The following is a 24503-nucleotide window of genomic DNA, read 5'->3' as shown; positions in this document are numbered from 1 at the left end:
GCCGACGCACGCCACGTCGATCAGCACGAACGCGCCCCACAGACGGCCAAGACGTGCACCTCGCCGGCGCGCACCGCGTCGATCGGCACAGAAGCCGCCCGACCTGAGCGAGAGGTGCGCAGCGTCAGCGCGTCCGGCCTCGTCGGTCCGTACGGACCCGGCCGGTGCGGGCCGGAAACGTGCAGGTCACCGGCCCGGCCCCGCGGCTGATCGACGGTCTGGCATGGAACGCGGCCAGATCTGGCCGCGTTCCGTGCCCGATCGTCGATCAGCCCGGCACTGCCGCGGCCGGTAGTCGTCGTCGGTGGTCGTGCTGGGAACGGCGTGGACCCTCGGCCTGCGTGGGCCCCTCCGTCATCGAGCACTCGGCCCGGCCGAGCGGGTCGCTGCACCTCGCGGCAGTGTGATCCCCGGGCGGGCGCCACTGGTTGCCACGCCGTCGGGTCAGTGGGTCAACCGGCCAGCGCCGGCTCCATCCGGCCGCGCAGCCGCGTGATCATCCGGGCGTGCAGCTGGCAGACCCGGGACTCGGTCACCCCGAGGAGGGCACCGATCTCGGCGAGCGTGTGGTTCTCGAGGTAGTAGAGCCGCAGCACCGTCCGGTCCCGCTCACCGAGCTGCGCGATGGCCGCCCGGAGCTCGTCCCCGGTCTCCCGCCGGGCCGCGACGAGGACGGGGTCACCGGAGTCGTCGGCGCCGAATCCGGCCAGCCCGGTCGCGCCCTGCACCGTCGCCTCGCCCAGGTCCTCCACGCTCACCAGGTGCACGGGCCGGAGCGTCTGACGCAGCTCGCGGACGCCGATGCCGAGCTCGCCGGCGAGCTCCCGCTCGGAGGCGGGTCGGCCCGTCCGGGACTGCACGGCGTCGCGTGCGCGTTCGACTTCCCGGTTCCGGGCCCGGACCGTCCGGGGCACCCAGTCCTGGGACCGCAGTTCGTCGAGCATCGCCCCGCGGATCCGCGCCGCCGCGTAGCCCTCGAACCGGACGCCCCGGGCGGGGTCGAATCGGTCGACGGCCTCCATCAGCCCGAACATGCCGGCCTGCATCAGGTCCGACAGCTCGATCGACGACGGAAGCCGCACCGCGAGCTTCGCGCCGACCCCGCGGACCAGCGGGGTGTGATGCTCGACGAGGCGGCGCCGGGAATCGGTGCCGCGGCCGTCGAGGAACTCCCGCCACAGCGGTGCGGCGTCCGGCTCGACGGTCTCGATGAGGTGGTTCCGGCCCGCTCCGGGCGTGTCGCACGCGGACCGATCGGGCACCGGGACCAGGGCCATCCGTGCGGCCGCGATCCTGGTCCGGGCGATCGTCCGGCGGACGGCGGCGGTCCGGGCCGGCACCGGAGCCCCGGTCAGGACCTCGGGGAACGCCGCGGCCGCCGTGCACGGCGGGGACGTCCGGCCACGTTCGACCCGGTCGGGGGCCGTGGCCAGGTTGCCCGGAAACGGTTCGGACAGGGTGGGCGCCGGGCGGGGCGCCTCACGCCCGAGGGTGGGCCTGATCATGAACCACCTTCAGCCGGTCAACGGTCACGTGGGTGTAGAGCTGAGTCGTTGACAGCGTAGCGTGACCGAGCAACTCCTGTACGTAACGGAGGTCGGCGCCTCCCTCGAGCAGGTGCGTGGCTGCGGCGTGCCGGAGCCCGTGCGGGCCGACGTCGGTGGCGCCCGGGACCGCACGCATCGCGCGGTGCACGACGATGCGCGCGACGCGCGGATCGAGGCGTCCGCCGCGGACGCCGAGCACCAACGCCGGCGGTGATGCCGGGGTCGCCAGTGCCGGCCGGCCCCGCTCGAGCCAGCGCCGCAACGCCCGCGCGGCGGGCACGCCGAACACGACGGTCCGCTCCCGGTCGCCCTTGCCGCGGACCCGCAGCGTCCGGCCGGGCTCGTCGACCCGGTCGAGATCCAGGCCGCACAGCTCGGCGACCCGGATACCGGTCCCGTAGAGCAGCTCCAGGACCAGCAGGTCGCGCAGGGCCTCCGGGTGGTCCTCGGTCGCCCCGGAGATCGCGGCGTCCAGCACGGCGCCGGCCTCCTCCGCGGACGGGACCTCCGGCAGCACGGCCGCCGACCGTGGCGAACCGAGGCGGGCGGCCGGGTCGCGGTCGAGCCGCCCGGTGCGGACCGCCCAGGCGCAGAACGTCCGCGCGGCCGCCGTCCGGCGGGCGACGGTGGCCCGCCCGGCACCGGCGGTGTGCGTCGCAGACAGCCGGCGGCGCAGGTGGTCGAGATCGAGCGCGCCCAGCCCGGGCAGGTCCCGGAGCAGGTCGGTGAGGTCGGAGCGGTACGCGCGCACCGTGTGCGGGGACCGGCCGCGCTCGTGGCGCAGGTGCTCGGCGAAGGCCTCGAGCGCGGCCGCGACGTCCGGAGCCGGCCCGGTATCGGGCGTGCGGGAGCCCCCGGGCACACGACGTCCACGGTCCTGGCTGCTCGGCATACCGGGACGGTCCGCCGCGCGACGGGCCCGGTCAAGGACCGCTCCGGCGCGCCGGACGTTGCCAGAGGCCCTGGTGGTACTCGGCGAGCCCGCGCGCCTCCAGCTCGGTGAGTGCCGCACGGACCGCGTCCGGGTCCACACCGGAGGCCTCGGCGATCCGGGACGGGGGCCAGGCGGCGCGGGCCGGTAGTGCGTCGTGCACGGCCTGGGCGTGCGGGCCGAGCCCGTCGGTGGGTCGCCGCTCCCCCGCCGGCGGCACGGCGAGGTCGAGACCCAGCCGTCCGACGATCTCCAGGACGTCCTCCGGGCGGCCCACGAGCTCGGCCTGCCGCGAACGCACGAGCTCGTGGCACCCGACCGACAGCCCCGACGTGACCGGTCCCGGTACCGCCATCACCGGCCGGCCGAGTGCGGTCGAGTCCCCCGCCGTGCGGCGCGTGCCGCTGCGTGCGCCCGCCTCGACGACCAGGCATCCCGCGCCCAGCGCCGCGAGGAGCCGGTTCCGGACCAGGAAGCGCAGCCGGCCCGGGAGGGTGCCGGGCGGATACTCGGTCAGGACCAGCCCGGTCGCCGCGATCCGCTCGATCAGGCCCGTGTGGGAGGCCGGGTAGGCGCGGTCCGGGCCGCAGGCGAGCACGGCGACCGTCGGGGCGCCGACGGCGAGCGCGCCGCGGTGGGCGGCCGCGTCGATGCCGAACGCCGCGCCGGAGAACACCGTCACCCCGCACCGGGCGAGCGCGGAAGCGAACTCGACGGCGGTGTGCACGCCGTACCGGGTCGCGGCGCGGGATCCGACGATGGTCACCGACCGGTCGGCCAGGGCCGAGACGTCACCCGGCCCCCGCGCCCACAGCGCGACCGGTGGGGCCAGGTCGGCGCGCTTCGCGGTCGCGAACGCCGCGAACGGCCAGCACGGCCACTGCGGATCCTCCGGTACCAGCAGCCGGGCCCCGGCCGCCGCGGCGGCGTCGAGATCGGCGTCGACCAGGTCGGAGCCACGCCGGGCGGTCACGGCGTCGAGGAGCTCCTCGGGGACCGCGCCACGGCGCACCCGGTCCGCGGCCTCGACCGGCCCGTGCCGTTCGACCAGCCCGATCAGGTGCCGGTTCGGCGGCTCGACGCAGCGCAGCAGGTAGGCCCGCGCCCGGACGATCTCCTCGGGCACGGCCGGGGCGCTCGGCGTCGTCACCGCAGGCGGCGGGCCGGCGGGCGCCGCGCGGGTGCCGGACCGGGCCGGTTCGCCGCGCCCGCTCATGCCGCACCCCGGTCGCGGAAGTAGAGGGCGCCGTCGACGTCGGAGCGGCCGGGCCGGTCCGCCCCGGCAAGATCCGCGAGCGTCCAGGCGACCCGGAGTGCCCGATCGGCGCCCCGGGCGCTCAGCTCCCCCGCCCGCAGCCGTTTCTCCAACGGTTCCCGCACGTCGGGTGGCAGCGGGAAGCGGCCGCGGAGCTCGGTGCCGGGCACCTCGGCGTTGCACCGCCAGCCGTGCGGCGACCAGCGGGCCTCGGCGGCCGCGCGTGCCGCGAGCACCCGGCGCCGGACGGTGGCGGTGTCGTCACCGCGCTCCCCGGTGTCCGTCAGCGCGATCACCGGTTCCATCGTGACGCGCAGGTCGACCCGGTCCAGCAGCGGCCCGGACACCCGCGCCATGTAGCGGCGGCGCACGTCGGGCCGGCAGGTGCAGTCCCGGTCGATCGGCGGCGCGCACGGGCACGGGTTCGCCGCCAGGACCAGCTGGAACCGTGCCGGGTAGCGGACGGTGCCGTCCGCTCGCGCCAGCCGGACCTCGCCCTCCTCCAGCGGGGTGCGGAGCGAGTCCAGGATGGAGGCCGGCCAGTGCGGGCACTCGTCGAGGAAGAGCACCCCGCGGTGAGCCAGGGAGACCGCCCCGGGACGGGCGACGCCGCTGCCACCGCCGAGCAGCGCGGCCGCGGACGCCGAGTGGTGCGGGGCGACGAACGGCGCCAGCGTGCTCAACGGGGCCGAGCGCCCGAGCCGGCCCGCGACCGAACGGATCGCCGCCAGCTGCAGCGCCTCGTCCCGGTCCAGCTCGGGGAGCAACCCGATGATCCGCTGGGCGAGCATCGTCTTCCCCGTCCCGGGCGGGCCGACCATCAGGAGGTGGTGCCCGCCGGCGGCGGCGATCTCCAGGGCCCGGCGGGCGTCGTGCTGGCCGATCACGTCGGCCAGTTCGGGCACGTCGGCGGCCGGGCCGGGACCGGGGGCCGCCGGGACCTGGGTGAGGGTCCGGTTGCCTGCGGCCCAGTCGAGCACCTCGGCGAGGCTGTCGGCGCCGTACGACGCCAGGCCGTCGACGAGTCCGGCCTCGGCGAGCGTCGCCCGCGGGACGATCGCGCGGGCCATACCGGCCGCGCGGGCGGCGAGCAGGCACGGGAGCACCCCGCGCACCGGGCGGAGCCGCCCGTCGAGGGCGAGCTCGCCGAGCAGCGCCGTGCCTTTCAGCCGGTCGGGCGGGATCGCCCCGGTCGCCGTGAGCACACCGCAGGCCAGCGCGACGTCGAACCGGCTGCCGGACTTGCGCAGCGTCGCCGGGGACAGGGCGAGCACGATCCGTTCGTTCGGCCACGTCCGCCCGGACTGCACGATCGCGGACCGCACCCGGTCCTTCGCCTCGTTGAGCGCGGCGTCCGGCAGCCCGAGCAGGTACACGCCGGGGATGCCGCCGCCGATCACGGCCTCGATCTCGACCGGGACGCCGTCGACGCCGTGCAGGGCGACCGACCAGACCCGGGCCGGGGCGGCCATCAGAACGCCGCCGGGTAGTGGGTGAGCGTGGCCGGCCCGCCGGGTGGCATCAGCACGGCGACGACGTCGAACCGCACCTCGGTCCAGGCGAGGTGGTGGGCCGCCATCCAGGTGCGGGTCAGCCCGCGGATCCGGCGCATCTTGCGCGGCGTGATCGACTCGGCGGGTTCGCCGTAGCGGGTCCCCGACCGGGTCTTCACCTCGCAGACGATCAGCCGGCGGTCCGGGTCGGTGGCGACGATGTCGAGCTCGCCGTCCTTGCACCGCCAGTTGCGGGAGAGCACGACCATCCCGTGTTCCCGCTCGAGGTACTCGGCGGCCGTGTCCTCACCGCGGCGGCCGAGCTCGTCCTTCGCAGCCATGGCTCCACGATGGGGCCGTGGCGACCCGCCGGACCCGCGGATCCGGATCCTGTGGACGGATTCCCCGCTTGGGGATCGGCACCGCCGGCCGCGGCCCGGACCCCGGTGCGGTGTCGGTGGTCCGTGGCAGGATCAGCCGGGGAACGCGTCGCTGTCGGGCAGCCGCAGGTCGGGGGTGTCCAGCTCCTCGATGTTGACGTCCTTGAACGTCACCACCCGCACGTTCTTCACGAACCGCGCGGGCCGGTACATGTCCCACACCCACGCGTCCGACATGCGCACCTCGAAGTAGACCTCGCCGTCGGCGTTCCGGGGTGCCACGTCGACCGAGTTGGCCAGGTAGAACCGGCGCTCCGTCTCCACCACGTAGGAGAACTGGGCGACGATGTCCCGGTACTCCTTGTAGAGCGTGAGCTCCATCTCGGTCTCGTACTTCTCGAGATCCTCGGCGCTCACCGGCCCGCTCCTCCTGTGACGATCTCCATCGGCTCCCATCGGTCCGGTTCCACCTCGTCGGCGTCGCCGAACTCGTCCTCGGGCACGGCCTCATTGTGGACCAGACCGGTCGGCAGCCCGCGCCCGGCCACCGCGGCGACGTTCGCGAACGAGAACCGGTGCTCCGGGCACGGTCCGTGTGCACGCAGTGCCGCATCGTGATCCGGGGTGTTGTAGCCCTTGTGGACGGCGAACCCGTACTCGCCGTGCACCGCGTCCAGCTCGGTCATGATCCGGTCCCGGGTGACCTTCGCGAGCACCGACGCGGCCGCGATGCACGCCGCGACCTGGTCCCCCTTCGGTACGGCGAGCGCAGGCCTGCCGAACCCGCGGACCCGGAACCCGTCGGTGAGCACGTACCCGGGCGGCGCCGTGGTGAGGGCGGCGACCGCCCGCCGCATGCCCTCGATGTTCGCCACGTGCACGCCGCGCCGGTCCACCTCGGCGGCCGGGATCACGATCACCGCGAGGTCCAGGGCCCGCTTCGTGATCCGGCCGTACCAGTACTCGCGCGCCGCGGGGGTGAGCAGCTTGGAGTCGGTGAGCCCGTCGAGCGCCTTCGCGTCGGCCGGGCGCAGCACGCAGGACGCCACCACCAGCGGGCCGGCGCTGGCGCCCCGGCCGGCCTCGTCGACACCGGCGACCGGCCCGAGGCCGTACCGCTGCAGCACCGACTGCAGGGTCCAGCTCCCGGCGTCGCGGACGATCGCGCGGGGCGGCCGGAGCCCGTCCGGCAGCACCCGGACCGGACGCCGGCGGGTGCCCGGCGTGCCACGGGTACGGCGGGGCGTCGCGGTGCGGTCGGGGGAAACCGGCACGGTGCTCCCGGTCAGGCTCTCCGGCGCCACCCCGCGGGGCGGCGCGTCACGGGCAGGAACCGCTCGGCCTCGGCCCGGGCCCGGAGCGTCCGGCGCCGGGCCGCGGCGAGCGGGAGGGTCCCCATGATGCCGAGCGCCAGCGGGACGCCGGCGGGCAGCCCCGGTGTCCCGGCCGCGGTCGCCGTCGTCTGCGGATCGGCGGAGCTCACCCAGCCGAACCGGTCGAACGGCAGCACGACCAGGCGGACCTTCCCGATGATGTTCTCCTCGGGGATCGGGCCGTGCCCGGCCGCCCGCGAGTCGGCCGAGTTGTTCCGCGAGTCGCCCATCATCCAGTACTCGCCCTCGGGCACCGTGACCGGACCGAACGGGATCTGCCGGGCGGGTCCCGCCTCGGGCAGGTAGTAGACGTACGGCTCCTCCAGGGGCTGGCCGTCCACCATCACCTGGTTCAGCGCGTCGCAGCAGGCGACGGTCTGCCCCCCGACGGCGATCACCCGCTTGACGAAGTCCTTCTCGTCCGGCGGGGCGATCCCGACGAGCGAGCCGAGCAGCTCCAGCCCGCGCAGGAAGGGGTTCTGCGTGCCCTCACCGGTGTAGGACTCGCTGGCCCAGCCGTCGGTTCCGCGGAACACGACGATGTCCCCCGGCGCGATGTCGGTGAAGTTGTAGGTGACCTTGTCGACGAGCACGCGGTCGTTGGTGCAGCCGGTGCAGCCGTGCAGCGTGGTCTCCATCGACCCGGACGGGATCACGTAGACCTTCGCGAGGAAGGTCTGGATCAGGATCGTCAGCAGGATCGCCACGCCGGCGAGGAGCAGCAGCTCCTTCCAGAACGCGAGCTGCTGCTTCTCGCCGTCCGGTCCCGTGCGCCGTCCGGCGAGCGCCGCGACCTTCGCGCCGATTCCGACGGGCCCGCTGCGCTTCCCCTCGCGCGGGTCCGGCCGGTCGTCGGCGGGGTCCTGGTCGGCCTCGAGCTCCTCGTCCGGCGGGGCCTCGAGGACGTCGTCCGGGCCCGGGGGCTCCACCGCCGGCGGTGTGCCGGCGCGGCGCCGTCGCCGGCGGTCGACGGTCCCGGCACCGGCCGGGGCCTCGTCGGGGGCGGCGTCGCCGCCCGGGGCCGGCGGGCGACCGCGGGGTTCCACGGCCGGTCCCGGCGGTGCGACACCGGGGGCGCCGACCGTGGCCTCCGTCGGGCCGGGTGCGCGTGGCGCGCCGTCCGGGGCGGGTCCGGCTGCACGGGAGCGCTCCGCGGGCGGTGCCTGCGGCCCCCCGGGGTGTGCGGGCGTACCGAACGCGGTGGGAGCAGCATCGAACGCCCCCTCCGGGTGCTGCGGACCGGGGCCGTCGAACGCCCGCCCACCGTCGGACGGGACCTGCGGTGGGCGGGGGTGGCGCGGGGCGTCGAACGCGGCCGGGGCACCGTCGAGCGGAGGCCGCGGGCCGCGCGGGCGGTACGGGACGCCGTCCGGGGCCACCCCGTCGGCGACCGGGCGGTCGCCGCGGCGCGGGCGACCGTCGCCGGGGACGGGCGGTGCCGCGGCGGGTGCGGGACCCGCGGCGGGCGGGCCGGGGGCGAACGTCGGGGCCGGCGGCCCGGAATCACGCGGACCGCGGTACCGATCGGCGTCGCGCGGACCGTGGGGCTGCTCCGGGTCGAGCGCGCGGCCGGGCTGCTCGGGGGCGAGCGCACGACCGGGCCGTTCCGGGCCGAACCCACCAGGCTGGTTCGGCTCGACGGCACGGCGAGGCAGCTCGGGGTCGCGCTGCCCGCGGGGCTGTTCGGGACCGCGCGCGCGGCGAGGCCGCCCGGCGTCGAGAGGACGTCGCAGGTCGGCGCCCTGGCCGCCGGGGACGTCGGGCCGGCCGGAATGATCGCGGGGCCGGGCGAGGCCCGGGGGCGAGTCGGGCCCGCCGTAGGGACCGTGCCCGGACGGGCCGGGCGCACCGTAGAGGTGGCCGTCGAACGGTCCGGGATCACCGGCGCGGGCACCGTGCCGGCCGGAGCCGTTCCCGGAGGCGCCGGCGTGGCGGCCGGAGTCCTCGGCCGGCGGCGGGCTCCCGGCGGGGTCGTGGCGGTGGCCGCCCGGACGCCCGGGGGGCGGCCACGCCGCGGCCGCGCGGCGGCCGCGGCCCGGTGTCGCGTCGGCCTCGTAGGGCCGCGCGTCGCGCAGCCGGTCGGCATAGCGGGCGCGCAGCGAGTCGGGCTCCTCGTCCGGGCGGCTGTGCGCACCGCTCCCGTGCCGGCCGCCGGCGGGGTCGCCGTTGCCGTGACCGTTGCGCCGGGCTCCGTGCCGGCCGGGCTGCTCGCCGGTCAGCTCGTCGAAGCCGTTGCGGTACCGGCGGCCGGCGACCGGTTCGCCGTCCGGATACGGCGCGTGCCGGGTCCGCAGGCTCCGCGGCTCGGGCTCGGCCGTCCCGTCGACGTCGTCACGCACCGGCACCCCGTGCTGCAGCGCGGCACCGAGGAGCCAGTCCTGGTCGTCGACCCCGGGCTCCGGGGCCGCGGCAGGCGGGTTCTCGGGGGCCCGCCGCCGGCCGGTGCCATCGGGGGCATCGCCGCCGCGATACCGCCGGGGGCGGGCCCGGCGGTCATCGGGGAGCTCGGGGTAGGCCACGCGTCGAGATTACGTCACCGGGCCGTCACGACGGGGTGACGGTCAGGACGCGGACGGGGTCTCCCGACGCTCCTTGATCTTCGCGGCCTTGCCGCGCAGGTCGCGGAGGTAGTACAGCTTCGCCCGCCGGACGTCGCCGCGGGTGGCGACCTCGATCTTGTCGATGTTCGGCGTGTGCACCGGGAAAGTCCGCTCGACACCGACGCCGAACGAGATCTTGCGGACGGTGAAGGTCTCCCGGGCGCCGGAGCCCTGGCGGCGGATGACCACACCCTGGAAGACCTGGGTGCGGGTGCGGTTGCCCTCGATGACCTTCACGTGCACCTTGAGCGTGTCCCCGGGCCGGAAGTTCGGGATGTCGGAGCGCAGGACCTGCGCGTCCAGGGCGTCCAGGGTGTTCATGTCGACGGTCCGTCCTCGTGTGTCGTTCGTGCGGGTCGTGCGGTGCCGCCCCGGGTCGTTCCGGGGTCTCCTCCCGGGCCACCCGGGCCGTCCGTACCTCGGCGGTGGGACGCTCGTCCGGGTGGCGGGCTCCGGCGCGGCCCGCGCCGCGCCTGGTCTCACCGACCGGCGCACGCGGCCGTCGCCGGGCACCGCACACGGCGCTGGCAACTGGTCCATAGTGCCAGACGGGCCGAGTGCGCCTGCGGGCGGGACCCAAACACTTGCGGCCCGTTCAGTGTCGGTCAGGCCCACACGGTCCGGTGGGGCTACGAGGGCGCGGCCCCTCAGGCCCCGTCGCCGCCCCCGCCGTCCGTGCGCCCGGCGGCCAGCACCGCGCGGTCGGCGGCGTCGAGCGCGCCGTCCGGGAGCGCCGCCAGCAGGTCCGGCCGGCGTTCGCGGGTCCGTTCGAGGGCCCGGTCCCGCCGCCACCGCTCGATCGCGGCGTGGTTGCCGCTGCGCAGGACCTCGGGCACGGACAGCCCGCGCCACGTCTCGGGCCGGGTGTAGGACGGTCCTTCCAGGAGCCCGTCGGAGAACGAGTCCTCCTCGGCCGAGCGCGGGTTCCCGAGCACCCCGGGCAGCAGCCGGGCGACGGCCTCGACCATCACGAGCACGGCGACCTCGCCCCCGACGAGGACGTAGTCGCCGATGGACACCTCGTCGACCGCGATCCCGCGCCCACGGACGTCGAGCAGCACCCGCTCGTCGATGCCCTCGTACCGGCCGCAGGCGAAGACCAGGCGTTCCTCCCCCGCCCAGGCACGGGCCGTGGCCTGGGTGAACGGTCGCCCGGCCGGGGTCGGGACGACCAGGCGTCCGGGGGCCCCGTCGAGTGCGAGGACCTCGTCGAGCGCCTCCCCCCACACCTGCGGGCGCATGACCATGCCCGGACCGCCGCCGTACGGGGCGTCGTCGACGGCGTGGTGCACGTCGTGGGTCCACTGCCGCAGGTCGTGCACCGCCACGTCGAGCAGCCCGCGCTCGATCGCCCGCCCGAGCAGTGCTTCGCGCAGCGGGGCGAGGTAGGCCGGGAAGATGGTGACGACGTCGATCCGCACTCCCGGATCGTCGCAGGAACGGTTCAGCCCGCGCGCCGCCCCCGCTCGGCGACCGCCCGCCGCACGCCGTCGAGCGTGACGCCGTAGGCACCCAGGATGCGCGACGCGGCGTGCTCCGGGTGCAGCAGCCCCAGCAGGAGGTGCTCGGTGCCGATGGTCCGGTCACCCAGCCGGATCGCCTCGCGCAACGCGAGCTCCAGGGCCTTCTTCGACGCCTTCTCGAACGGGATGTGCCCGGCGAACCAGCGCCCGCGCCGTCCCCCCGTGCGGTCCAGCGCGCCCGGGCCGAAGGACTCCTCGGCCGCCCGGCGGACCTCGTCGAGATCGATCCCCAGCGTCGCGAGGGCGTCGGCGTCGGCCGGCCGGAGGCCCGCGAGCCCGCGGTCGACCTCGTCGACGCCCACACCGGCCGCCCGCAGCAGCTCCTCGCCCGGCGTCCCCGGGCAGCGCAGGATCCCGAGCAGCAGGTGCTCCGGGCCGATCCGGGCGGATCGCCGTTCCCTGGCCTCCTCCTGGGCGATCACCACGGCACGCCGGGCCGGGTCGGTGAACCTCTCGAACACGTCCGACTCCCCTCTACAGGCCGAGCCGGCGGTACTTCTTGTGCACCGCCTGCCGGCTGATCTGCAGCGCGTCGGCGATCTGCTGCCAGGACCAGCCCTGGTCGCGGGCGCTGGCCACCTGGAGCTCCTCCAGGGACTCCTGCAGCTCGCGCAGGGCCGCCACCGCCCGCAGACCCACGGCCGGGTCCTTGCTGGACGCCGCCGCGGCCACCGCCGTCGCATCGCTCATGGTGTCAACATAGGTTGACACCGCGGCCGTGTCAACAGAAGTTGACACACAGGGAGGGAGTCAGTCGGACTCGGGGTCGAGCAGGCCCTCGGGCGGGTCGAGGACGACGCGTCCGCCCGCCAGATCGACGGTCGGGACGATCGCCCCGACGAACGGCACCAGTGCGTCGTGCCCGGCCGGGCGCCGGACGACCAGCAGTGACCCGCCCGGTCCGTGGACGACGTCGGTGACGGTGCCGGCGACGGACCCGTCGGCCAGCTCGGCGCGCAGCCCGGTGAGCTCGTGGACGTGGAACTCGTCGGCGTCCTCGGGCTCGGCCAGCTCTGCGGTCGGCACGACCAGCTGCACGCCGCGGAGCTCCTCGGCCGCGTCCCGGTCGGTGACGCCGTCGAACAGCACCAGCCACCGCCCCGAGTGCGCCCGGGCGCCGCGCACGGTCAGCGGCCCCGGTCCGGCGCCGCGGCTGCGGCGGCCGCGCAGGACCGCACCGGGCGCGAAACGCTCCTGCGGGGAGTCGGTACGGGGCTCGACGACGACCTCGCCGCGCAGCCCGTGCACACGCACGACGACGCCGACCAGGACCTCGGAAAGGTCCCGGCCGGCGTCGTCGGAGCTGCTGGTCACGCGGGTGGCGCGGCTGGTCACCGGTCGGTGTCGACCACGTCGACCCGCACCCCGCGGCCACCCACGCCGCCGATGACGTTGCGCAGGGCGGTGGCGGTGCGGCCGCTGCGGCCGATCACCTTGCCCAGGTCGTCCGGGTGCACGCGGACCTCGAGGATCCGGCCGCGTCGCCCGGTGACGAGGTCCACCCGCACGTCATCGGGGTGGTCGACGATGCCGCGCACGAGGTGCTCGAGCGCGTCCGCCAACACGGTCATGATGCGGCCTCCGCGGGAACGAGCACGTCGGCCGTCACGACTCGGTCGACTCGGTGGCAGGCTCGTCGGCGTCCTTGGTGGCGTCGACGACGTCGTCGCTCGTGGTCGCGGCCCCGGCCGGCGCGGCGTCGGCGGTCTTGCCCACGCGCTCCGGCGATCCGCCGCCCTTCTTCTTGGGCGTGGTGGCCGCGGTGCTCGGCTCGTCGTTCGCCTCGGCCAGCGCCTGCTGGAACCGGGCCAGCTTGTCGACCTTCTCCGGCTGCGGCTTCAGGGTGCCCTCGGTGCCCGGCAGGCCCTTGAACTTCTGCCAGTCGCCGGTGACCTCGAGCAGGCTCTGCACCGACTCGGTCGGCTGCGCGCCGACGCCCAGCCAGTACTGCGCGCGCTCCGAGTCGATCTCGATCAGGCTCGGCTCGCTCTTCGGGTGGTACTTGCCGATGGTCTCGATGGCCCGGCCGTTGCGGCGCGTACGGGAGTCCGCGACGACGACGCGGTAGTACGGCTGGCGGATCTTGCCCAGACGCATCAGCTTGATCTTGACGGCCACGCTGTGGTGCTCCTCGCGAATGTCGTGTCGTGCTGCGATGAGTCAGCTGGCGCTCGCGTGGGGTACGGGCTCGCTCACTCGAAGGTCATCGGCCGCGGCAGGATAGAGGGCCGGCCACGGACCCGGCTCACCATTCTGCCAGACGGTGTTCACATCGCGGGCAGGGCCCCGACCAGCATGAGGGCGAGCGCCAGGCCGGGCAGGAAGTTGTTGACCGCGTGCGCCACGATGCTCGCGGTGAGCCGGCCGGTCAGCAGCCGTGCCACACCCAGCGGGAGCGCCACGACGAACAGCAGCGGCGCCCGCAGCAGCTCGAGGTGCGCCAGCGCGAACACCGCCGTGGTCACCAGGTACACCAGCCACGGCCGGGAGATCCACTTCGCGACCGCGTTCCAGAGCAGCCCGCGGTAGACGACCTCCTCGCAGACCGGGGCGACCACCACCACGCCGAACATGACCGCCAGCGCGACCGGCCAGCTCGCGCGGATCCCCTCGAACGCGACCCCGATCGACGTGCTCAGGTCGGGCCCGACCAGGTAGAGGTAGCCGACCGCGGCGGGCACGGTGACGAACAGCCCGGTCACGCCGACGAGCAGGCCGACGCCGACGTCCTCCCACCGGAACCGCAGCCCCAGGTCGGCGGCCGGCCCGTCGCCCCGCCAGGTCGTCCACAGGATGCTGGTCAGGGCGGCCAGCAGCGTCGGGACCGCGATCGCCAGCAGCACCTCGGGGGCGGAGTCGACGCCCACCGTGAGCCCGAGCACGGCCGACGACCCGAGGAAGACGAGCTCGACGACTCCGAACGCCCACAGCCCCCAGCGCACCCGGGGGGTCGGCGAGGGGGTGAGCCCGAACGGCCCACGCGGCCGGCCGGGGTCCGGCGGCCATCCCCCCGGCTGTGCGACGGCCGCGGGGGCGTCGTCCGGGCCGGTCGGCGCCCCGGTGGGTCCCGGCCACGGCCCGGAGGGAGAGCTCATGCCCCCACAGATACCCGACGTCCGCGGATCAGAACCACCGACGGATGCCGCAGCACGCCGAGGTCGTCACGCGGATCACGGTCGTAGACGACGAGGTCGGCGGACACCCCGGCGGCCGGGCCGGCCGGGCGGCCGAGCCAGGACCGGGCCGCCCAGCTCGCGGCCCCGATCGGGTCGGGGTGCCCGGCCCGGGCCAGCTCGGCGATCTCGTCGGCGATCCGGCCGTGCCGGATGCCGCCGCCGGCGTCGGTCCCGGCGTAGACGGCCACACCGGCCTCGATCGCCTTCCCGACGGTCTCCCAGGCGTGGTCGTGCAGGTCCCGCATGTGGCCGGCGTAGCGCGGGTACTTCGTCGCCCTGTCCGCGATCGAGGGGAACGTCTGGACGTTGATCAGGGTCGGGACCAGGGCGGTCCCCCGGGAGGCCATCTCGTCGATCAGGTCGTCGGTGAGCCCCGGCCCGTGCTCGATGCAGTCGATCCCGGCCCGGATCAGGCCGGGCAGCGCCTCGGTACCGAAGACGTGCGCGGTGACCCGGGCACCGGCGTCGTGCGCGGCGGCGATCGCGTCGGCCAGGACGTCGTCCGGCCACAGCGGCGCCAGGTCCGCGCCGTCGCCGAGGCCGCGGTCGATCCAGTCGCCGACGAGCTTCACCCAGCCGTCACCGCGGGCGGCCTGGGTGCGGACCTCGTCGACGAGCAGCCGCGGGTCGTCCAGCTCGACGGCCAGGCCGGGGATGTAGCGCTTGGGCCGCGCCAGGTGCCGGCCCGCCCGGATGATCTCCGGCAGGTCCGCGCGCTCCTGCAGCGGCGAGGTGTCGACCGGGGAGCCGCAGTCCCGGATGAGCAGGGTCCCGGCGTCACGGTCGATGCGGGCCTGGGCCGCGCACTCCTCCAGCACGTCGGTGACCGGGCCGTCGGGCCCGAGCCCGATGTGGCAGTGCGCGTCGACCAGGCCGGGCACGATCCAGCCCTCGGTCACGAGGTCCTCGGCGCCGGGCAGCGGCTCCGGGCTGATCCGCCCGGTGCCGTCGACGTACAGGTCGGCGCTCGCGGCGCCGTCCGCACCCAGCAGCGTTCCACGCAGCCGCCACCCCGCGGCAGGAAGATCCGGCATGGGGGGAGGCTACGTCACTCCTTCTTGCCGAAGTTCAGCCTGGAGGGGTCGAAACCGGGCGGGAGCTGGTCCATCCCGGCCAGGCCGGGCGGCAGCTCCCGCAGGCTCGGTGGGAGGTTCGACAGGTCCGGCTTGCCGGCCTGCGCGGCCCGGTTGGCGGGGTTGCCGCTCCGCCGGTTCTTCTTGGCCTGGCGGGCCTTGCGCGGGTTCTTCGGGACCTTCTTGGTCGCCTTGCGCCCGCCGCCGCCGAGGCCGAACTGCCCGGCCATCTGCTTCATCATCTTGCGGGCCTCGAAGAACCGGTTGACCAGGTCGTTCACATCGGCGACGGTGACGCCGGAGCCGTTCGCGATGCGCTGCCGGCGGGACGCGTTGATGATCTTCGGGTCGTCCCGCTCGGCGGGGGTCATCCCGCGGATGATCGCCTGCAGCTTGTCGATCTGCCGGTCGTCGACCTGGTCCAGCGCCGCCTTCATCTGTCCCTGGTTGGCACCCGGGAGCATGTTCAGGATGTTGCCGATCGGCCCCATCTTGCGCAGCTGCAGCATCTGCTGGAGGAAGTCCTCCAGGGTCAGCTCGCCGGAACCGATCTTCTCCGCGGCGGCCGCGGACTGCTCGGCGTCGAAGACCTGCTCGGCCTGCTCGATGAGGGTGAGCAGGTCGCCCATCCCGAGGATGCGCGAGGACATCCGGTCCGGGTGGAAGACGTCGAAGTCCTCGAGCTTCTCCCCGTTGGACGCGAACAGGATCGGCTGCCCGGTCACCTCGCGGACCGACAGCGCCGCGCCGCCGCGGGCGTCGCCGTCGAGCTTGGTGAGCACGACACCGGTGAAACCGACCCCGTCGCGGAACGCCTCGGCGGTGGTGACGGCGTCCTGACCGATCATGGCGTCGACGACGAACAGGACCTCGTCGGGCTGCACCGCGGTCCGGATGTCGGACGCCTGCCGCATCAGCTCCTCGTCGACGCCGAGGCGGCCCGCGGTGTCGACGACGACGACGTCGTGGTGCTTCTCGCGGGCGTGCGCGACGCCGTCGCGGGCGACGCCGACCGGGTCGCCGGGACCCTCCGGCAGCTCGCCGGAACCGGTCGCGCCCGGGTGCGGCGCGAACGTCGGCACCCCGGCCCGCTCGCCGACGATCTGCAGCTGGTTGACGGCGTTGGGCCGCTGCAGGTCGCAGGCCACCAGCAGCGGGGTGTGGCCCTGGCCGGAGAGCCAGCGGGCCAGCTTGCCGGCGAGCGTCGTCTTGCCGGACCCCTGAAGGCCGGCGAGCATGATCACCGTCGGCGGTTCCTTGGCGAAGTTCAGCCGCCGGGTCTCGCCGCCGAGGATCGCCACGAGCTCCTCGTTGACGATCTTGACGACCTGCTGGGCCGGGTTCAGGGCCTGCGAGACCTCCGCACCCTTGGCCCGCTCCTTGATCCGCGCGATGAACCCGCGGACCACCGGGAGGGCGACGTCCGCCTCCAGCAGCGCGATCCGGATCTCGCGCGCGGTGGCGTCGATGTCGGCGTCGGAGAGCCGGCCCTTGCCGCGGAGATCCCGCAGCGTGGATCCGAGCCGCTCGGAGAGGGAGTCGAACACCCTTACCAGCCTACTTGGCGAGTACGAGACCGCGGCGGGCGCCGGAGCGGTCCGTCGTCCGGACCGACGTCCAGCCCGGTTCGTCGCCCGCACGGAGCAGTGCGGTGGTCCGCGCGGCCCGCCCCGCGTGCACGGCGAACGTGCGGCTCCGGATGACGCGGCCGCGCGCGTGCTGCCCGGCCAGTGCCTGCTCCGGGGGCACGTCCAGCCACAGCAGGTGCGGTGCCCGGCCGGTCAGCCGGGCGAGCGCCCGGACCACCGCCCGGACCCGTGGCGCGGTCGCCGGCAGGTGGACGACGACCGTCTCCGACGGTCCGAGACACGCCCGGACGACGCCGGCGCGGTGCACCAGGTGGGTGAGCCAGCGGTAGGCCGGGTACGGCGTCCCGGCGGGGAGCCGGCGGGCGACGACGGCCCGGGCGGTGCCGGAGTCGAGGACGGTGGCCCCCGGCGGCGCGGTGAGCGCGGCCAGCAGGGTCGACTTGCCCGCGCCGGGCAGCCCCGCCACCAGCAGCACCGTCCGTCCGGGCAGGCGAACGACGAGCGGGCCTGCACCGCCGGGCTCGGCTCGAGGGGCGCCGGCCGGCACGTCCGTGGCAGGCGCGGTCGTCGCGAGCTCTGCCGGCGCGGTGCTCGCGAGCGGCACCGGTTCACCCGCCGGCACCTCCCCGGGCGGCGCGGTGCTCGCGAACCGCACCGGTTCACCGGCCGGCGCCACGCGCGGATCCGGCGCGGCGTCCCCGGGCGGCACGCCCCGGGACGGCACGTCGTACGGCACGGCGGCGCGCGCGGTGGTCATGTGCGGGGGAACGGCCGGGCGCCGGGATTCGTTCCTGGCCACGTCGTGCCCGGCCGGGCCGCGATGCCGCGGCGGACCCGCCCCGCTCAGCGGCCGACCGCAGGCCGCCCGGCCGCGACGCCCAGCACCGCCCGCTCGATCGCCGTGCGGGCCGCCCGGTCCGGTGTCCCGGCGATCCCGAACGAGTCGACGACCGAGGACCCCAGCGTCTCGACCCGGGCCCACACCAGGTCCACCCCCGCGCGCTCCAGCGCGGCCGTGACGTGGTGGAGCAGCCCGATCCGGTCGGTGCCGCGCAGCTCGAGCACGACCGCGCCGGTGGCCTCGTCGTCGAACCAGAGCACCCGGGGCGGCGCGGTCCGCTCCACCTCCGGCGTCGAGGGTGCGTAGTCGCGTTCCTTGCGGGCCAGTGCCTCGCCGAGCCGCAGCGACCCGCCCAGCACCCGGACCAGGTCGGTGCGGAGGAGGGCCGGGTCGGGCAGGCCCCCGAAGCGGGGGGTGACCGCGAGCGTCACCACGTCGACCCCGTCGGAGGTGACGAGGTCCGCGGCGTGCACCTGCAGCGAGTGCAGGGCCACCACCCCGGCGACCGCGGACAGGGCGCCGCGCGCGTCCGGCAGGGCGACGGCGAGGGTCGCGACGTCGTCGCCGCGGGAGAACCGGACCTGCGGCGCGCCGTCCTCGGCGACCGCCTCGATCATCTCCTTGTCCGCCGGGTCCGGCGGACCCGGCTCGACGAACGGCCGGCCGTCCAGCGCGGACAGGCAGCGTCCGGACAGGCCCTGGATCAGGGTCCGCCGCCACGGGCTCCACACCCCGGGCCCGGTGCCCAGCGAGTCGGCCTCGGCGAGCGCGTCCAGCACCTCCACCAGGGTCGCGACGGCGCCGTCGTCGCCGCTGGCCGCCTCGCGCAGGGTGTCCAGCACCCGGGCGACGGTCGCCGGGTCCTCCGGGTCGCGCCGGGTCGCGGTGTGCGGCAGCAGCAGGTGGTGCCGGACGGTCGCGGCCAGCAGGACGACGTCGTCGTCGCGCAGGCCGATCCGGGTCCCGATCTGGCGGGCCAGCGACTCCCCCACCAGCGAGTGGTCACCGTCGCGGCCCTTGCCGATGTCGTGCAGCAGCGCCCCGAGCAGCAACAGGTCCGGGCGCGAGACGCGGGTGGTCAGCCGGGCCGCCTGCGCGCACACCTCGGCGAGGTGCCGGTCGACGGTCCAGACGTGCATGCGGTCCCGCGGCGGCAGGTCGCGCACCGCGCCCCACTCCGGGAGCAGCCGTCCCCACAGCCCGGTGCGGTCGAGCGCCTCGATCACGTCGACGCTCGGCCGGCCGGTGCCGAGCAGCGCGAGCAGCTCGGTGAGCGCGGCCCGCGGCCACGGCGCGCGGAGCTCGGGGGCGGTGTCGGCGAGCCGGGCGAGGGTGCCGGCGGAGATCGGCAGGCCGGTGCGGGCGGCGGTCGCGGCCACCCGCAGGACGAGGGCGGGGTCCTTGGCGGCGGAGGCGTCCCGGGCGAGGCCGACCTCTCCGGCGTGCTCGACGACCCCGGAGTCCAGCGGCCGCCGGACCGGTGGGCGGCGCAGAGCGGCCAGCCCGCGCCGGGGCAGCGCGGCGCGGGCCTGGCGCAGCCCGACCTCGGCGGCGTACGCGACCGCGCGGGCCGCACCGGACAGGGCGCGGGCCAGGTCGAAGCGGTCACCGACGTCCGGGAACCCGACGGTCGCCGCGATCTCGTCGGCGTCCTGGGCGCGCAGCACGTCCCGGGCCCGCCCTGAGCGCCGGTGCAGCTCGGTGCGGACGTCGAGCAGCAGCGACCGGGCCGCCGTGACCTCCCCCGAGGGCCGGTCGAGGAGCTGGGCGGTGGCCAGCGCGTCGATCAGCTGGATGTCGCGCAGGCCGCCGTGCCCGTTCTTGAGGTCCGGTTCGATCCGGTGCGCGACGTCGCCGTTGCGCCGCCACCGCTCGGTGGCGCTCTCGACGATCTCGTCGAACCGGTTGCGGATCCCGGCCCGCCAGGCCTGCCGGAGGGTGTCGCGGACCGTCGCCGACAGCGCCGGGTCGCCGGCGATGTGCCGGACCTCCAGCAGGCCGAACGCGGCCCGCAGGTCGGTGGCGGCGACCTGGACGGCCTGGCCGGGGGTGCGGACGGCGTGGTCCAGCCCGATGCCGGCGTCCCACAGCGGGTACCAGAGCTGCTCGGCGACGGTGTCGACGCCGGCGCGGCCGTCGTGGACGAGGACCAGGTCGAGATCGGAGTACGGGCACAGCTCCCGGCGGCCGAGCGCCCCGACCGCGACCAGGGCGACCCCGCTGCCGTCACCGGTGACGCCGAGGCCGGCACACCGCGAGGAGAGCCAGAAGTCGTGCAGGTCGGCCAGCGCCGTCCGCAACGCCTCCGGCCCGTGATGGTTCCGGCCGTTGGACTCCAGGAGGACCGCCCGCGCCCTGACCAGGTCCGCCGCTTCGCCCGACCCGAGGACCGTCATGCCCCGCGCCACCCGCTTCCCGCTCGTTCCACCCTGGTGCGGCCCGGAGGCGGGCCGGATCGTCCGGTCACGACTCCGGACGGCCGGCGGGCCCGCCCCCGGAGGTGACGGGCCCGCCGTGGCAGTCGACTAGATGGCGTCGGTGCCGCGTTCGCCGGTGCGGACCCGGACGACGGTCTCGACGGGGGTCACCCAGACCTTCCCGTCGCCGATCTTCCCGGTGCGGGCGGCCTCGACGACCGCGTCGACGACCTTGTCCTGCAGCGCGTCGTCGACGACGACCTCGACCCGCACCTTCGGCACGAAGTCGACCGCGTACTCGGCGCCGCGGTAGACCTCGGTGTGGCCCTTCTGGCGGCCGTAGCCCTGGACCTCGCTGATGGTCAGACCGAGCACGCCGATCTGCTCCAGCGCGCCCTTGACGTCCTCCAGGACGAACGGCTTGACGATGGCGGTCACGAGCTTCATGGATCAGGCCTCCTGCTTGGCCGGGGTGGTCGGTGCCGCGACCGAGGGCTTCGGCGCGGAGCCGAGGCCGCTGCCGCCGCGCAGGCCGGAGAACTCGTACCCGGTCTCGGCGTGCTCGGCCTCGTCGATGCCGGTCTGCTCGGCCTCGTCGTCGACCCGCAGGCCGAGGGTGAACTTGACGATCAGGGCGATGATCGCGGTGACCACGCCGCAGTAGACGACGGTGGCGAGCGCGGCGACCGCCTGGATGCCGAGCTGGGCCAGCCCGCCGCCGTAGAACAGGCCGTTGGTCTCGTCGGGCGCGACGTCGGTGGCGAACAGGCCGATCGCCAGCGTGCCCCAGAGCCCGGCGACCAGGTGGACGCCGACGACGTCGAACGAGTCGTCGTAGCCCAGCCGGAACTTCCAGCCGACCGCGTAGGCGCACAGCACGCCGGCGAGGAGGCCGATGGCCAGCGCCCCGAGCGGGGAGACCGCGGCACAGGCCGGGGTGATCGCCACCAGGCCGGCGACGATGCCCGACGCGGCGCCCAGCGAGGTCGCCTTGCCGTACCGGATCCGCTCGACGACCAGCCAGCCGAGGATGGCGGCGGCGGTGGCGGCGATCGTGTTGGTGAACGCGTAGGCGGCGGCCCAGTCGGCCTTACCGGACGAGCCGGCGTTGAAGCCGAACCAGCCGAACCACAGCAGCCCGGCGCCGAGCATGACCATCGTGAGGTTGTGCGGGCGCATCGCCTCGCGCGGCCAGCCGCGGCGCTTGCCGAGGACGATGCAGAGCACCAGCGCGGCGACACCGGCGTTGATGTGGACGGCGGTGCCGCCGGCGAAGTCGAGCGCGCCCAGGGTCGTGGCGATCCAGCCCTGCTCCAGGTCGAACACCCAGTGCGCGATCGGGAAGTAGACCAGGGTGGCCCACAGGCCCGAGAACAGCATCCAGGCGCCGAACCTCATGCGGTCGGCGGCCGCACCGGCGATCAGCGCGACCGTGAGGATCGCGAACATCGCCTGGAAGCTGACGAACGCCAGCTGCGGCAACGTCTCGGTGGCCTGGTCGTTCGCCAGGATCGCGGTGAGACCGAAGTAGGCGAACGGGTTGCCGAGCAGGCCCCCGCCCAGGTCCGGGCCGAAGGCCATCGAGTAGCCGACGAGGATCCAGAGCACCCCGACGAGGCCGAGCGCGCTGAAACACATCATCATCATGTTCAGGACGCTCTTGGACCGGGCCTGGCCGCCGTAGAACAGCGCCACCCCGGGAGTCATCAGCAGTACGAGCGCGGCGCTCGCCAGGATCCAGGCGGTATCGCCGCCGTTCAGGGCTTCCTGTGGCACGTCTATTCCCTCCCACGTCCGTCGGGTGTCCGACTTGGGGAGGAAGAATGGTGACCTCGTGTTTCGCACCCGGCGCCGGTCCGTTTCGCCGGGGTTAACAGGCCGCCGGTTCGCATGACGGTTGCGTAACCGCACCGGACAGCAGCGCCCCCGCGCCCCCGCGCCCCCGCTCCCTCGCGCCTTCGCTCCCCCTGTCCCCCGGTGCCACTCATGGAGCTTTAGTCCTGTGGCACGGGACTAAGCTCCATGAGTGGGTGAAGGGTCGGCGGTGGGTGGGGGCGGAGTGCTCAGTCGAGCAGGGCGTCCACGAACGCCTTCGGCTCGAACGGTGCCAGGTCGTCCGGTCCCTCGCCGAGGCCGACGAGCTTCACCGGGACGCCGAGCTCGCGCTGCACCCGGAACACGATCCCGCCCTTGGCGGTGCCGTCGAGCTTGGTCAGCGCGATCCCGGTGACGTCGACGACCTCCCCGAACACCCGCGCCTGGACGAGCCCGTTCTGGCCGGTGGTGGCGTCGAGCACGAGCAGCACCTCATCGACCCGGGCCTGCTTCTCGACGACCCGCTTGACCTTGCCCAGCTCGTCCATCAGGCCGGTCTTGGTGTGCAGCCGGCCGGCGGTGTCGAGCAGGACGGCGTCGACGCCGTCGGCCGTCCCGGTCTTGACGGCGTCGAACGCCACCGAGGCCGGGTCCGAGCCCTCGGGCCCGCGGACGACGCCGGCGCCGGACCGTTCACCCCAGGTCACCAGCTGCTCGGCGGCGGCGGCGCGGAAGGTGTCGGCGGCACCGAGGGTCACCCGGTGGCCGCCCGCGACCAGCACCCGGGCGAGCTTGCCGGTCGTGGTGGTCTTGCCGGTGCCGTTGACGCCGACGATCAGCAGGACGGCGGGGCGGCCGTCGTGCGGGAGGGCGTGCACGGAGCGGTCCTGTCCGGTGTCGAGGGCCTCGACCAGCACGTCGTGGAGGGTCTGGCGGACCTCCTGGGCGGTGCGGACGCCGCGGGCCGCGAGCTGCTCGCGCAGCTTCTCGGTGATCTCGACGGTCATCTCGGGGCCGAGGTCGGCCTGCAGGAGGGTGGCCTCGACGTCCTCCCAGGACTCCTCGTCCAGATCACCGGCGCCGAGCAGGCCGAGCAGGCTCTGGCCGAAGCCGGACCGGGAGCGGGACAGGCGCCCGCGGAGGCGTCCGATCCGGCCCTCGGCGGGGGCGATCTCCTCGGCGGGGGCGCCGGGGGCGAGGGGCGCGGTCTCGGACGGTGCCGTGGTCCCGGTGGTGTCCGGCGGTGCCGCGGCCGTCGGGGACGTCGCCGGCGCCGCGGTCCCGGTCGAACCGGCCGGCCGGTCGGTCTCGGTCGGCGCGGTGGTCCCCCTCGGCGCGGTCGTCTCCGTCGGCGCGGTGGTCCCCGGCGGCGCGGTCGTCTCCGTCGGCGCGGTCCCGGTCGTGCCCGCCGGCCGCTCGGTCTCGGTCGGTGCGGTGGTGTCCGTCGGTTGCCCGGTCCTCGTCGGCGCCGTGGTGTCGGACGGCCGCTCGGTCCTCGTCGGGGCAGTCGCACCGGCAGCAGCCGCCGCACCCGCGGCCGCGGCAGTCCCCGCCGCCGTGGTGCCGGCCGACGGCGCGGTCCGGGTGTCCGTGGAGGGGGCGGTGTCGGTCGGCGTCGTCCCGGCGGGTGCCGCCCCGCGCTCGGTGGCCGGTGCGGTGCCGGTGGTTGCAGTACCGGTGGACGGTGTGCCGCGGTCCGGCGGAGCGGCCGTGGCACCGCCCGTCCCGGCCGGGAGCTGCTGGGTGGCGCCGCCGTCGGTGGTGTCGAGCTGCTGGGTCGTGTCGGCGTCCGGGCGGGCGAGCTGCTGGGTCGCCGGGTCCTTGCTGGCCTCGGCGGTGTCGATGACCCGGCCGTCGTCCGGGGTGCCGGTGACCGTCCCGTCCGGTTCGCGGCGCTCGGTGGGGACCGTGGGGCTGCTCGGCGCCGCCCCGGTGACCGGGGGCGCGGTGCTGACCGGGATGCCCCCGGGCGGGGTGCGGGCCTCGGTGGCGCCGCCGACGATCGGCGTTCCGCCGGGCGGGGTCCGCACGTCGTCGGCGGTCGGGCTCTCGTCGACCGGCGCAGGGCCCGTCTCGGGCCGGGCCGCCGGTTCGGCCGGGGCGGTCCCCGCGTCACCGCCGGTGTCGCCGGGGGCGCGCGGACGCTCGGGCGGGGCCGCCGTGCCGGCGGCGAAGTTGAACCCGCCGCCGGCCTGGTAGGTGCCGCCCTTCTTCGGAGGCTCCTTCTCGGCCTCGATCTCACGCTGCTGCTCGGCGTCGCGCAGGCTGATCCGCCGCTTGCGGGCGATCACCACCCCGGCGACGAGGGCGATCAGCAGCACGGCCACGACGACCGCGACGACGATCCAGATGGTCTGCGTGCTCACCCGACCAACCCTGCCACGCCCGGCGAGGAGCCCGCCGCCGGGAGCGCACCTGGGCCCGCCCTGTCCGGGAGCGCCGTGCCGAGTAGGGCGAGGACGAGGTTCCCCGGGCACGGGTCACCGCGGA

At 75.6% G+C, this 24503-nt stretch carries 23 protein-coding genes; all 23 read right to left on the bottom strand.

Annotated features, from left to right (window positions below; genetic code table 11):
• Positions 1–452: 452 nt before the first annotated feature.
• Complete coding sequence (locus tag H7X46_RS06850; protein ID WP_255426087.1) at positions 453–1505, bottom strand: FliA/WhiG family RNA polymerase sigma factor; 1053 nt, start codon at positions 1503–1505, stop codon at positions 453–455.
• Complete coding sequence (locus tag H7X46_RS06845; protein ID WP_186358596.1) at positions 1480–2439, bottom strand: tyrosine-type recombinase/integrase; 960 nt, start codon at positions 2437–2439, stop codon at positions 1480–1482. The genes H7X46_RS06850 and H7X46_RS06845 overlap by 26 nt, the downstream gene beginning before the upstream one ends.
• 31 nt (positions 2440–2470) lie before the next feature.
• On the bottom strand, positions 2471–3694 hold the full coding sequence (locus tag H7X46_RS06840) for a DNA-processing protein DprA (RefSeq protein ID WP_186358595.1): 1224 nt from the start codon (positions 3692–3694) through the stop codon (positions 2471–2473).
• On the bottom strand, positions 3691–5205 hold the full coding sequence (locus H7X46_RS06835; RefSeq protein ID WP_186358594.1) for a YifB family Mg chelatase-like AAA ATPase: 1515 nt from the start codon (positions 5203–5205) through the stop codon (positions 3691–3693). Before H7X46_RS06835 ends, H7X46_RS06840 begins: the two co-directional genes overlap by 4 nt.
• Positions 5205–5567, bottom strand: coding sequence for a YraN family protein (locus tag H7X46_RS06830; RefSeq protein WP_186358593.1), 363 nt, complete (start codon positions 5565–5567; stop codon positions 5205–5207). Before H7X46_RS06830 ends, H7X46_RS06835 begins: the two co-directional genes overlap by 1 nt.
• A 132-nt stretch (positions 5568–5699) precedes the next feature.
• On the bottom strand, positions 5700–6023 hold the full coding sequence (locus H7X46_RS06825; RefSeq protein WP_186358592.1) for a DUF2469 domain-containing protein: 324 nt from the start codon (positions 6021–6023) through the stop codon (positions 5700–5702).
• Positions 6020–6802, bottom strand: a complete 783-nt coding sequence (locus H7X46_RS06820; RefSeq protein ID WP_186362494.1) for a ribonuclease HII — start codon at positions 6800–6802, stop codon at positions 6020–6022. The genes H7X46_RS06825 and H7X46_RS06820 overlap by 4 nt, the downstream gene beginning before the upstream one ends.
• Positions 6803–6891: 89 nt before the next feature.
• A complete protein-coding gene (lepB, locus tag H7X46_RS30540; protein ID WP_370588645.1) occupies positions 6892–9498 on the bottom strand; it encodes a signal peptidase I in 2607 nt (868 codons plus the stop codon).
• A gap of 42 nt (positions 9499–9540) precedes the next feature.
• On the bottom strand, positions 9541–9900 hold the full coding sequence (rplS, locus tag H7X46_RS06810; RefSeq protein ID WP_186358591.1) for a 50S ribosomal protein L19: 360 nt from the start codon (positions 9898–9900) through the stop codon (positions 9541–9543).
• A gap of 326 nt (positions 9901–10226) precedes the next feature.
• A complete protein-coding gene (gene trmD / locus H7X46_RS06805) occupies positions 10227–11000 on the bottom strand; it encodes a tRNA (guanosine(37)-N1)-methyltransferase TrmD (RefSeq protein WP_186358590.1) in 774 nt (257 codons plus the stop codon).
• Positions 11001–11023: 23 nt separating this feature from the next.
• Positions 11024–11563, bottom strand: a complete 540-nt coding sequence (locus tag H7X46_RS30535; RefSeq protein ID WP_186358589.1) for a Clp protease N-terminal domain-containing protein — start codon at positions 11561–11563, stop codon at positions 11024–11026.
• A 13-nt stretch (positions 11564–11576) separates the two neighbouring features.
• A complete protein-coding gene (locus H7X46_RS06795; RefSeq protein WP_186358588.1) occupies positions 11577–11792 on the bottom strand; it encodes a helix-turn-helix domain-containing protein in 216 nt (71 codons plus the stop codon).
• Positions 11793–11852: 60 nt separating this feature from the next.
• Entirely contained in the window at positions 11853–12437 is a 585-nt protein-coding gene (gene rimM / locus H7X46_RS06790; RefSeq protein WP_370588644.1) for a ribosome maturation factor RimM, read from the bottom strand.
• Positions 12434–12673 carry an RNA-binding protein gene (locus H7X46_RS06785; RefSeq protein WP_186358586.1) on the bottom strand — a complete coding sequence of 80 codons (240 nt, stop codon included), beginning with the start codon at positions 12671–12673 and terminating at the stop codon, positions 12434–12436. Before H7X46_RS06785 ends, rimM begins: the two co-directional genes overlap by 4 nt.
• A gap of 34 nt (positions 12674–12707) precedes the next feature.
• Positions 12708–13220 (bottom strand): 30S ribosomal protein S16, encoded by a 513-nt coding sequence (rpsP, locus tag H7X46_RS06780; protein ID WP_186358585.1) that lies wholly within the window; start codon positions 13218–13220, stop codon positions 12708–12710.
• A 149-nt stretch (positions 13221–13369) separates the two neighbouring features.
• Positions 13370–14197, bottom strand: a complete 828-nt coding sequence (locus H7X46_RS06775; RefSeq protein ID WP_186358584.1) for a CPBP family intramembrane glutamic endopeptidase — start codon at positions 14195–14197, stop codon at positions 13370–13372.
• Positions 14194–15312, bottom strand: coding sequence for an amidohydrolase family protein (locus H7X46_RS06770; protein WP_222131217.1), 1119 nt, complete (start codon positions 15310–15312; stop codon positions 14194–14196). The genes H7X46_RS06775 and H7X46_RS06770 overlap by 4 nt, the downstream gene beginning before the upstream one ends.
• Positions 15313–15326: 14 nt before the next feature.
• A complete protein-coding gene (ffh, locus tag H7X46_RS06765; RefSeq protein WP_186358583.1) occupies positions 15327–16898 on the bottom strand; it encodes a signal recognition particle protein in 1572 nt (523 codons plus the stop codon).
• A gap of 10 nt (positions 16899–16908) precedes the next feature.
• Complete coding sequence (locus tag H7X46_RS06760; RefSeq protein WP_186358582.1) at positions 16909–17697, bottom strand: AAA family ATPase; 789 nt, start codon at positions 17695–17697, stop codon at positions 16909–16911.
• Positions 17698–17783: 86 nt separating this feature from the next.
• Complete coding sequence (locus H7X46_RS06755) at positions 17784–20177, bottom strand: [protein-PII] uridylyltransferase (protein WP_186358581.1); 2394 nt, start codon at positions 20175–20177, stop codon at positions 17784–17786.
• A 129-nt stretch (positions 20178–20306) separates the two neighbouring features.
• Positions 20307–20645 carry a P-II family nitrogen regulator gene (locus tag H7X46_RS06750; protein WP_186358580.1) on the bottom strand — a complete coding sequence of 113 codons (339 nt, stop codon included), beginning with the start codon at positions 20643–20645 and terminating at the stop codon, positions 20307–20309.
• A 3-nt stretch (positions 20646–20648) separates the two neighbouring features.
• The gene (locus H7X46_RS06745; protein WP_370589055.1) at positions 20649–21905 is read right to left on the bottom strand and encodes an ammonium transporter; all 1257 of its coding nucleotides are present in this window, start codon (positions 21903–21905) and stop codon (positions 20649–20651) included.
• A 356-nt stretch (positions 21906–22261) separates the two neighbouring features.
• Complete coding sequence (ftsY, locus tag H7X46_RS29425) at positions 22262–24379, bottom strand: signal recognition particle-docking protein FtsY (RefSeq protein ID WP_186358579.1); 2118 nt, start codon at positions 24377–24379, stop codon at positions 22262–22264.
• Positions 24380–24503: the final 124 nt, after the last annotated feature.

This window comes from Pseudonocardia sp. C8, assembly GCF_014267175.1.
In the GTDB taxonomy this organism is placed as follows: domain Bacteria; phylum Actinomycetota; class Actinomycetes; order Mycobacteriales; family Pseudonocardiaceae; genus Pseudonocardia.
The sequence above is the reverse complement of the archived record's forward strand: the minus strand, read 5'-3'. Positions and strand labels throughout refer to the sequence as shown.

What these genes read in the sequence shown, in the direction of transcription:
- H7X46_RS06850 (WP_255426087.1), bottom strand. Translation starts at nt 1,505, where the DNA reads ATGATCAGGCCCACCCTCGGGCGTGAGGCGCCCCGCCCGGCGCCCACC.
- H7X46_RS06845 (WP_186358596.1), bottom strand. Translation starts at nt 2,439, where the DNA reads ATGCCGAGCAGCCAGGACCGTGGACGTCGTGTGCCCGGGGGCTCCCGC.
- H7X46_RS06840 (WP_186358595.1), bottom strand. Translation starts at nt 3,694, where the DNA reads ATGAGCGGGCGCGGCGAACCGGCCCGGTCCGGCACCCGCGCGGCGCCC.
- H7X46_RS06835 (WP_186358594.1), bottom strand. Translation starts at nt 5,205, where the DNA reads ATGGCCGCCCCGGCCCGGGTCTGGTCGGTCGCCCTGCACGGCGTCGAC.
- H7X46_RS06830 (WP_186358593.1), bottom strand. Translation starts at nt 5,567, where the DNA reads ATGGCTGCGAAGGACGAGCTCGGCCGCCGCGGTGAGGACACGGCCGCC.
- rplS (WP_186358591.1), bottom strand. Translation starts at nt 9,900, where the DNA reads ATGAACACCCTGGACGCCCTGGACGCGCAGGTCCTGCGCTCCGACATC.
- H7X46_RS06795 (WP_186358588.1), bottom strand. Translation starts at nt 11,792, where the DNA reads ATGAGCGATGCGACGGCGGTGGCCGCGGCGGCGTCCAGCAAGGACCCG.
- H7X46_RS06785 (WP_186358586.1), bottom strand. Translation starts at nt 12,673, where the DNA reads ATGACCGTGTTGGCGGACGCGCTCGAGCACCTCGTGCGCGGCATCGTC.
- H7X46_RS06775 (WP_186358584.1), bottom strand. Translation starts at nt 14,197, where the DNA reads ATGAGCTCTCCCTCCGGGCCGTGGCCGGGACCCACCGGGGCGCCGACC.
- H7X46_RS06770 (WP_222131217.1), bottom strand. Translation starts at nt 15,312, where the DNA reads ATGCCGGATCTTCCTGCCGCGGGGTGGCGGCTGCGTGGAACGCTGCTG.
- H7X46_RS06760 (WP_186358582.1), bottom strand. Translation starts at nt 17,697, where the DNA reads ATGACCACCGCGCGCGCCGCCGTGCCGTACGACGTGCCGTCCCGGGGC.
- H7X46_RS06755 (WP_186358581.1), bottom strand. Translation starts at nt 20,177, where the DNA reads ATGACGGTCCTCGGGTCGGGCGAAGCGGCGGACCTGGTCAGGGCGCGG.
- H7X46_RS06750 (WP_186358580.1), bottom strand. Translation starts at nt 20,645, where the DNA reads ATGAAGCTCGTGACCGCCATCGTCAAGCCGTTCGTCCTGGAGGACGTC.
- H7X46_RS06745 (WP_370589055.1), bottom strand. Translation starts at nt 21,905, where the DNA reads ATGACTCCCGGGGTGGCGCTGTTCTACGGCGGCCAGGCCCGGTCCAAG.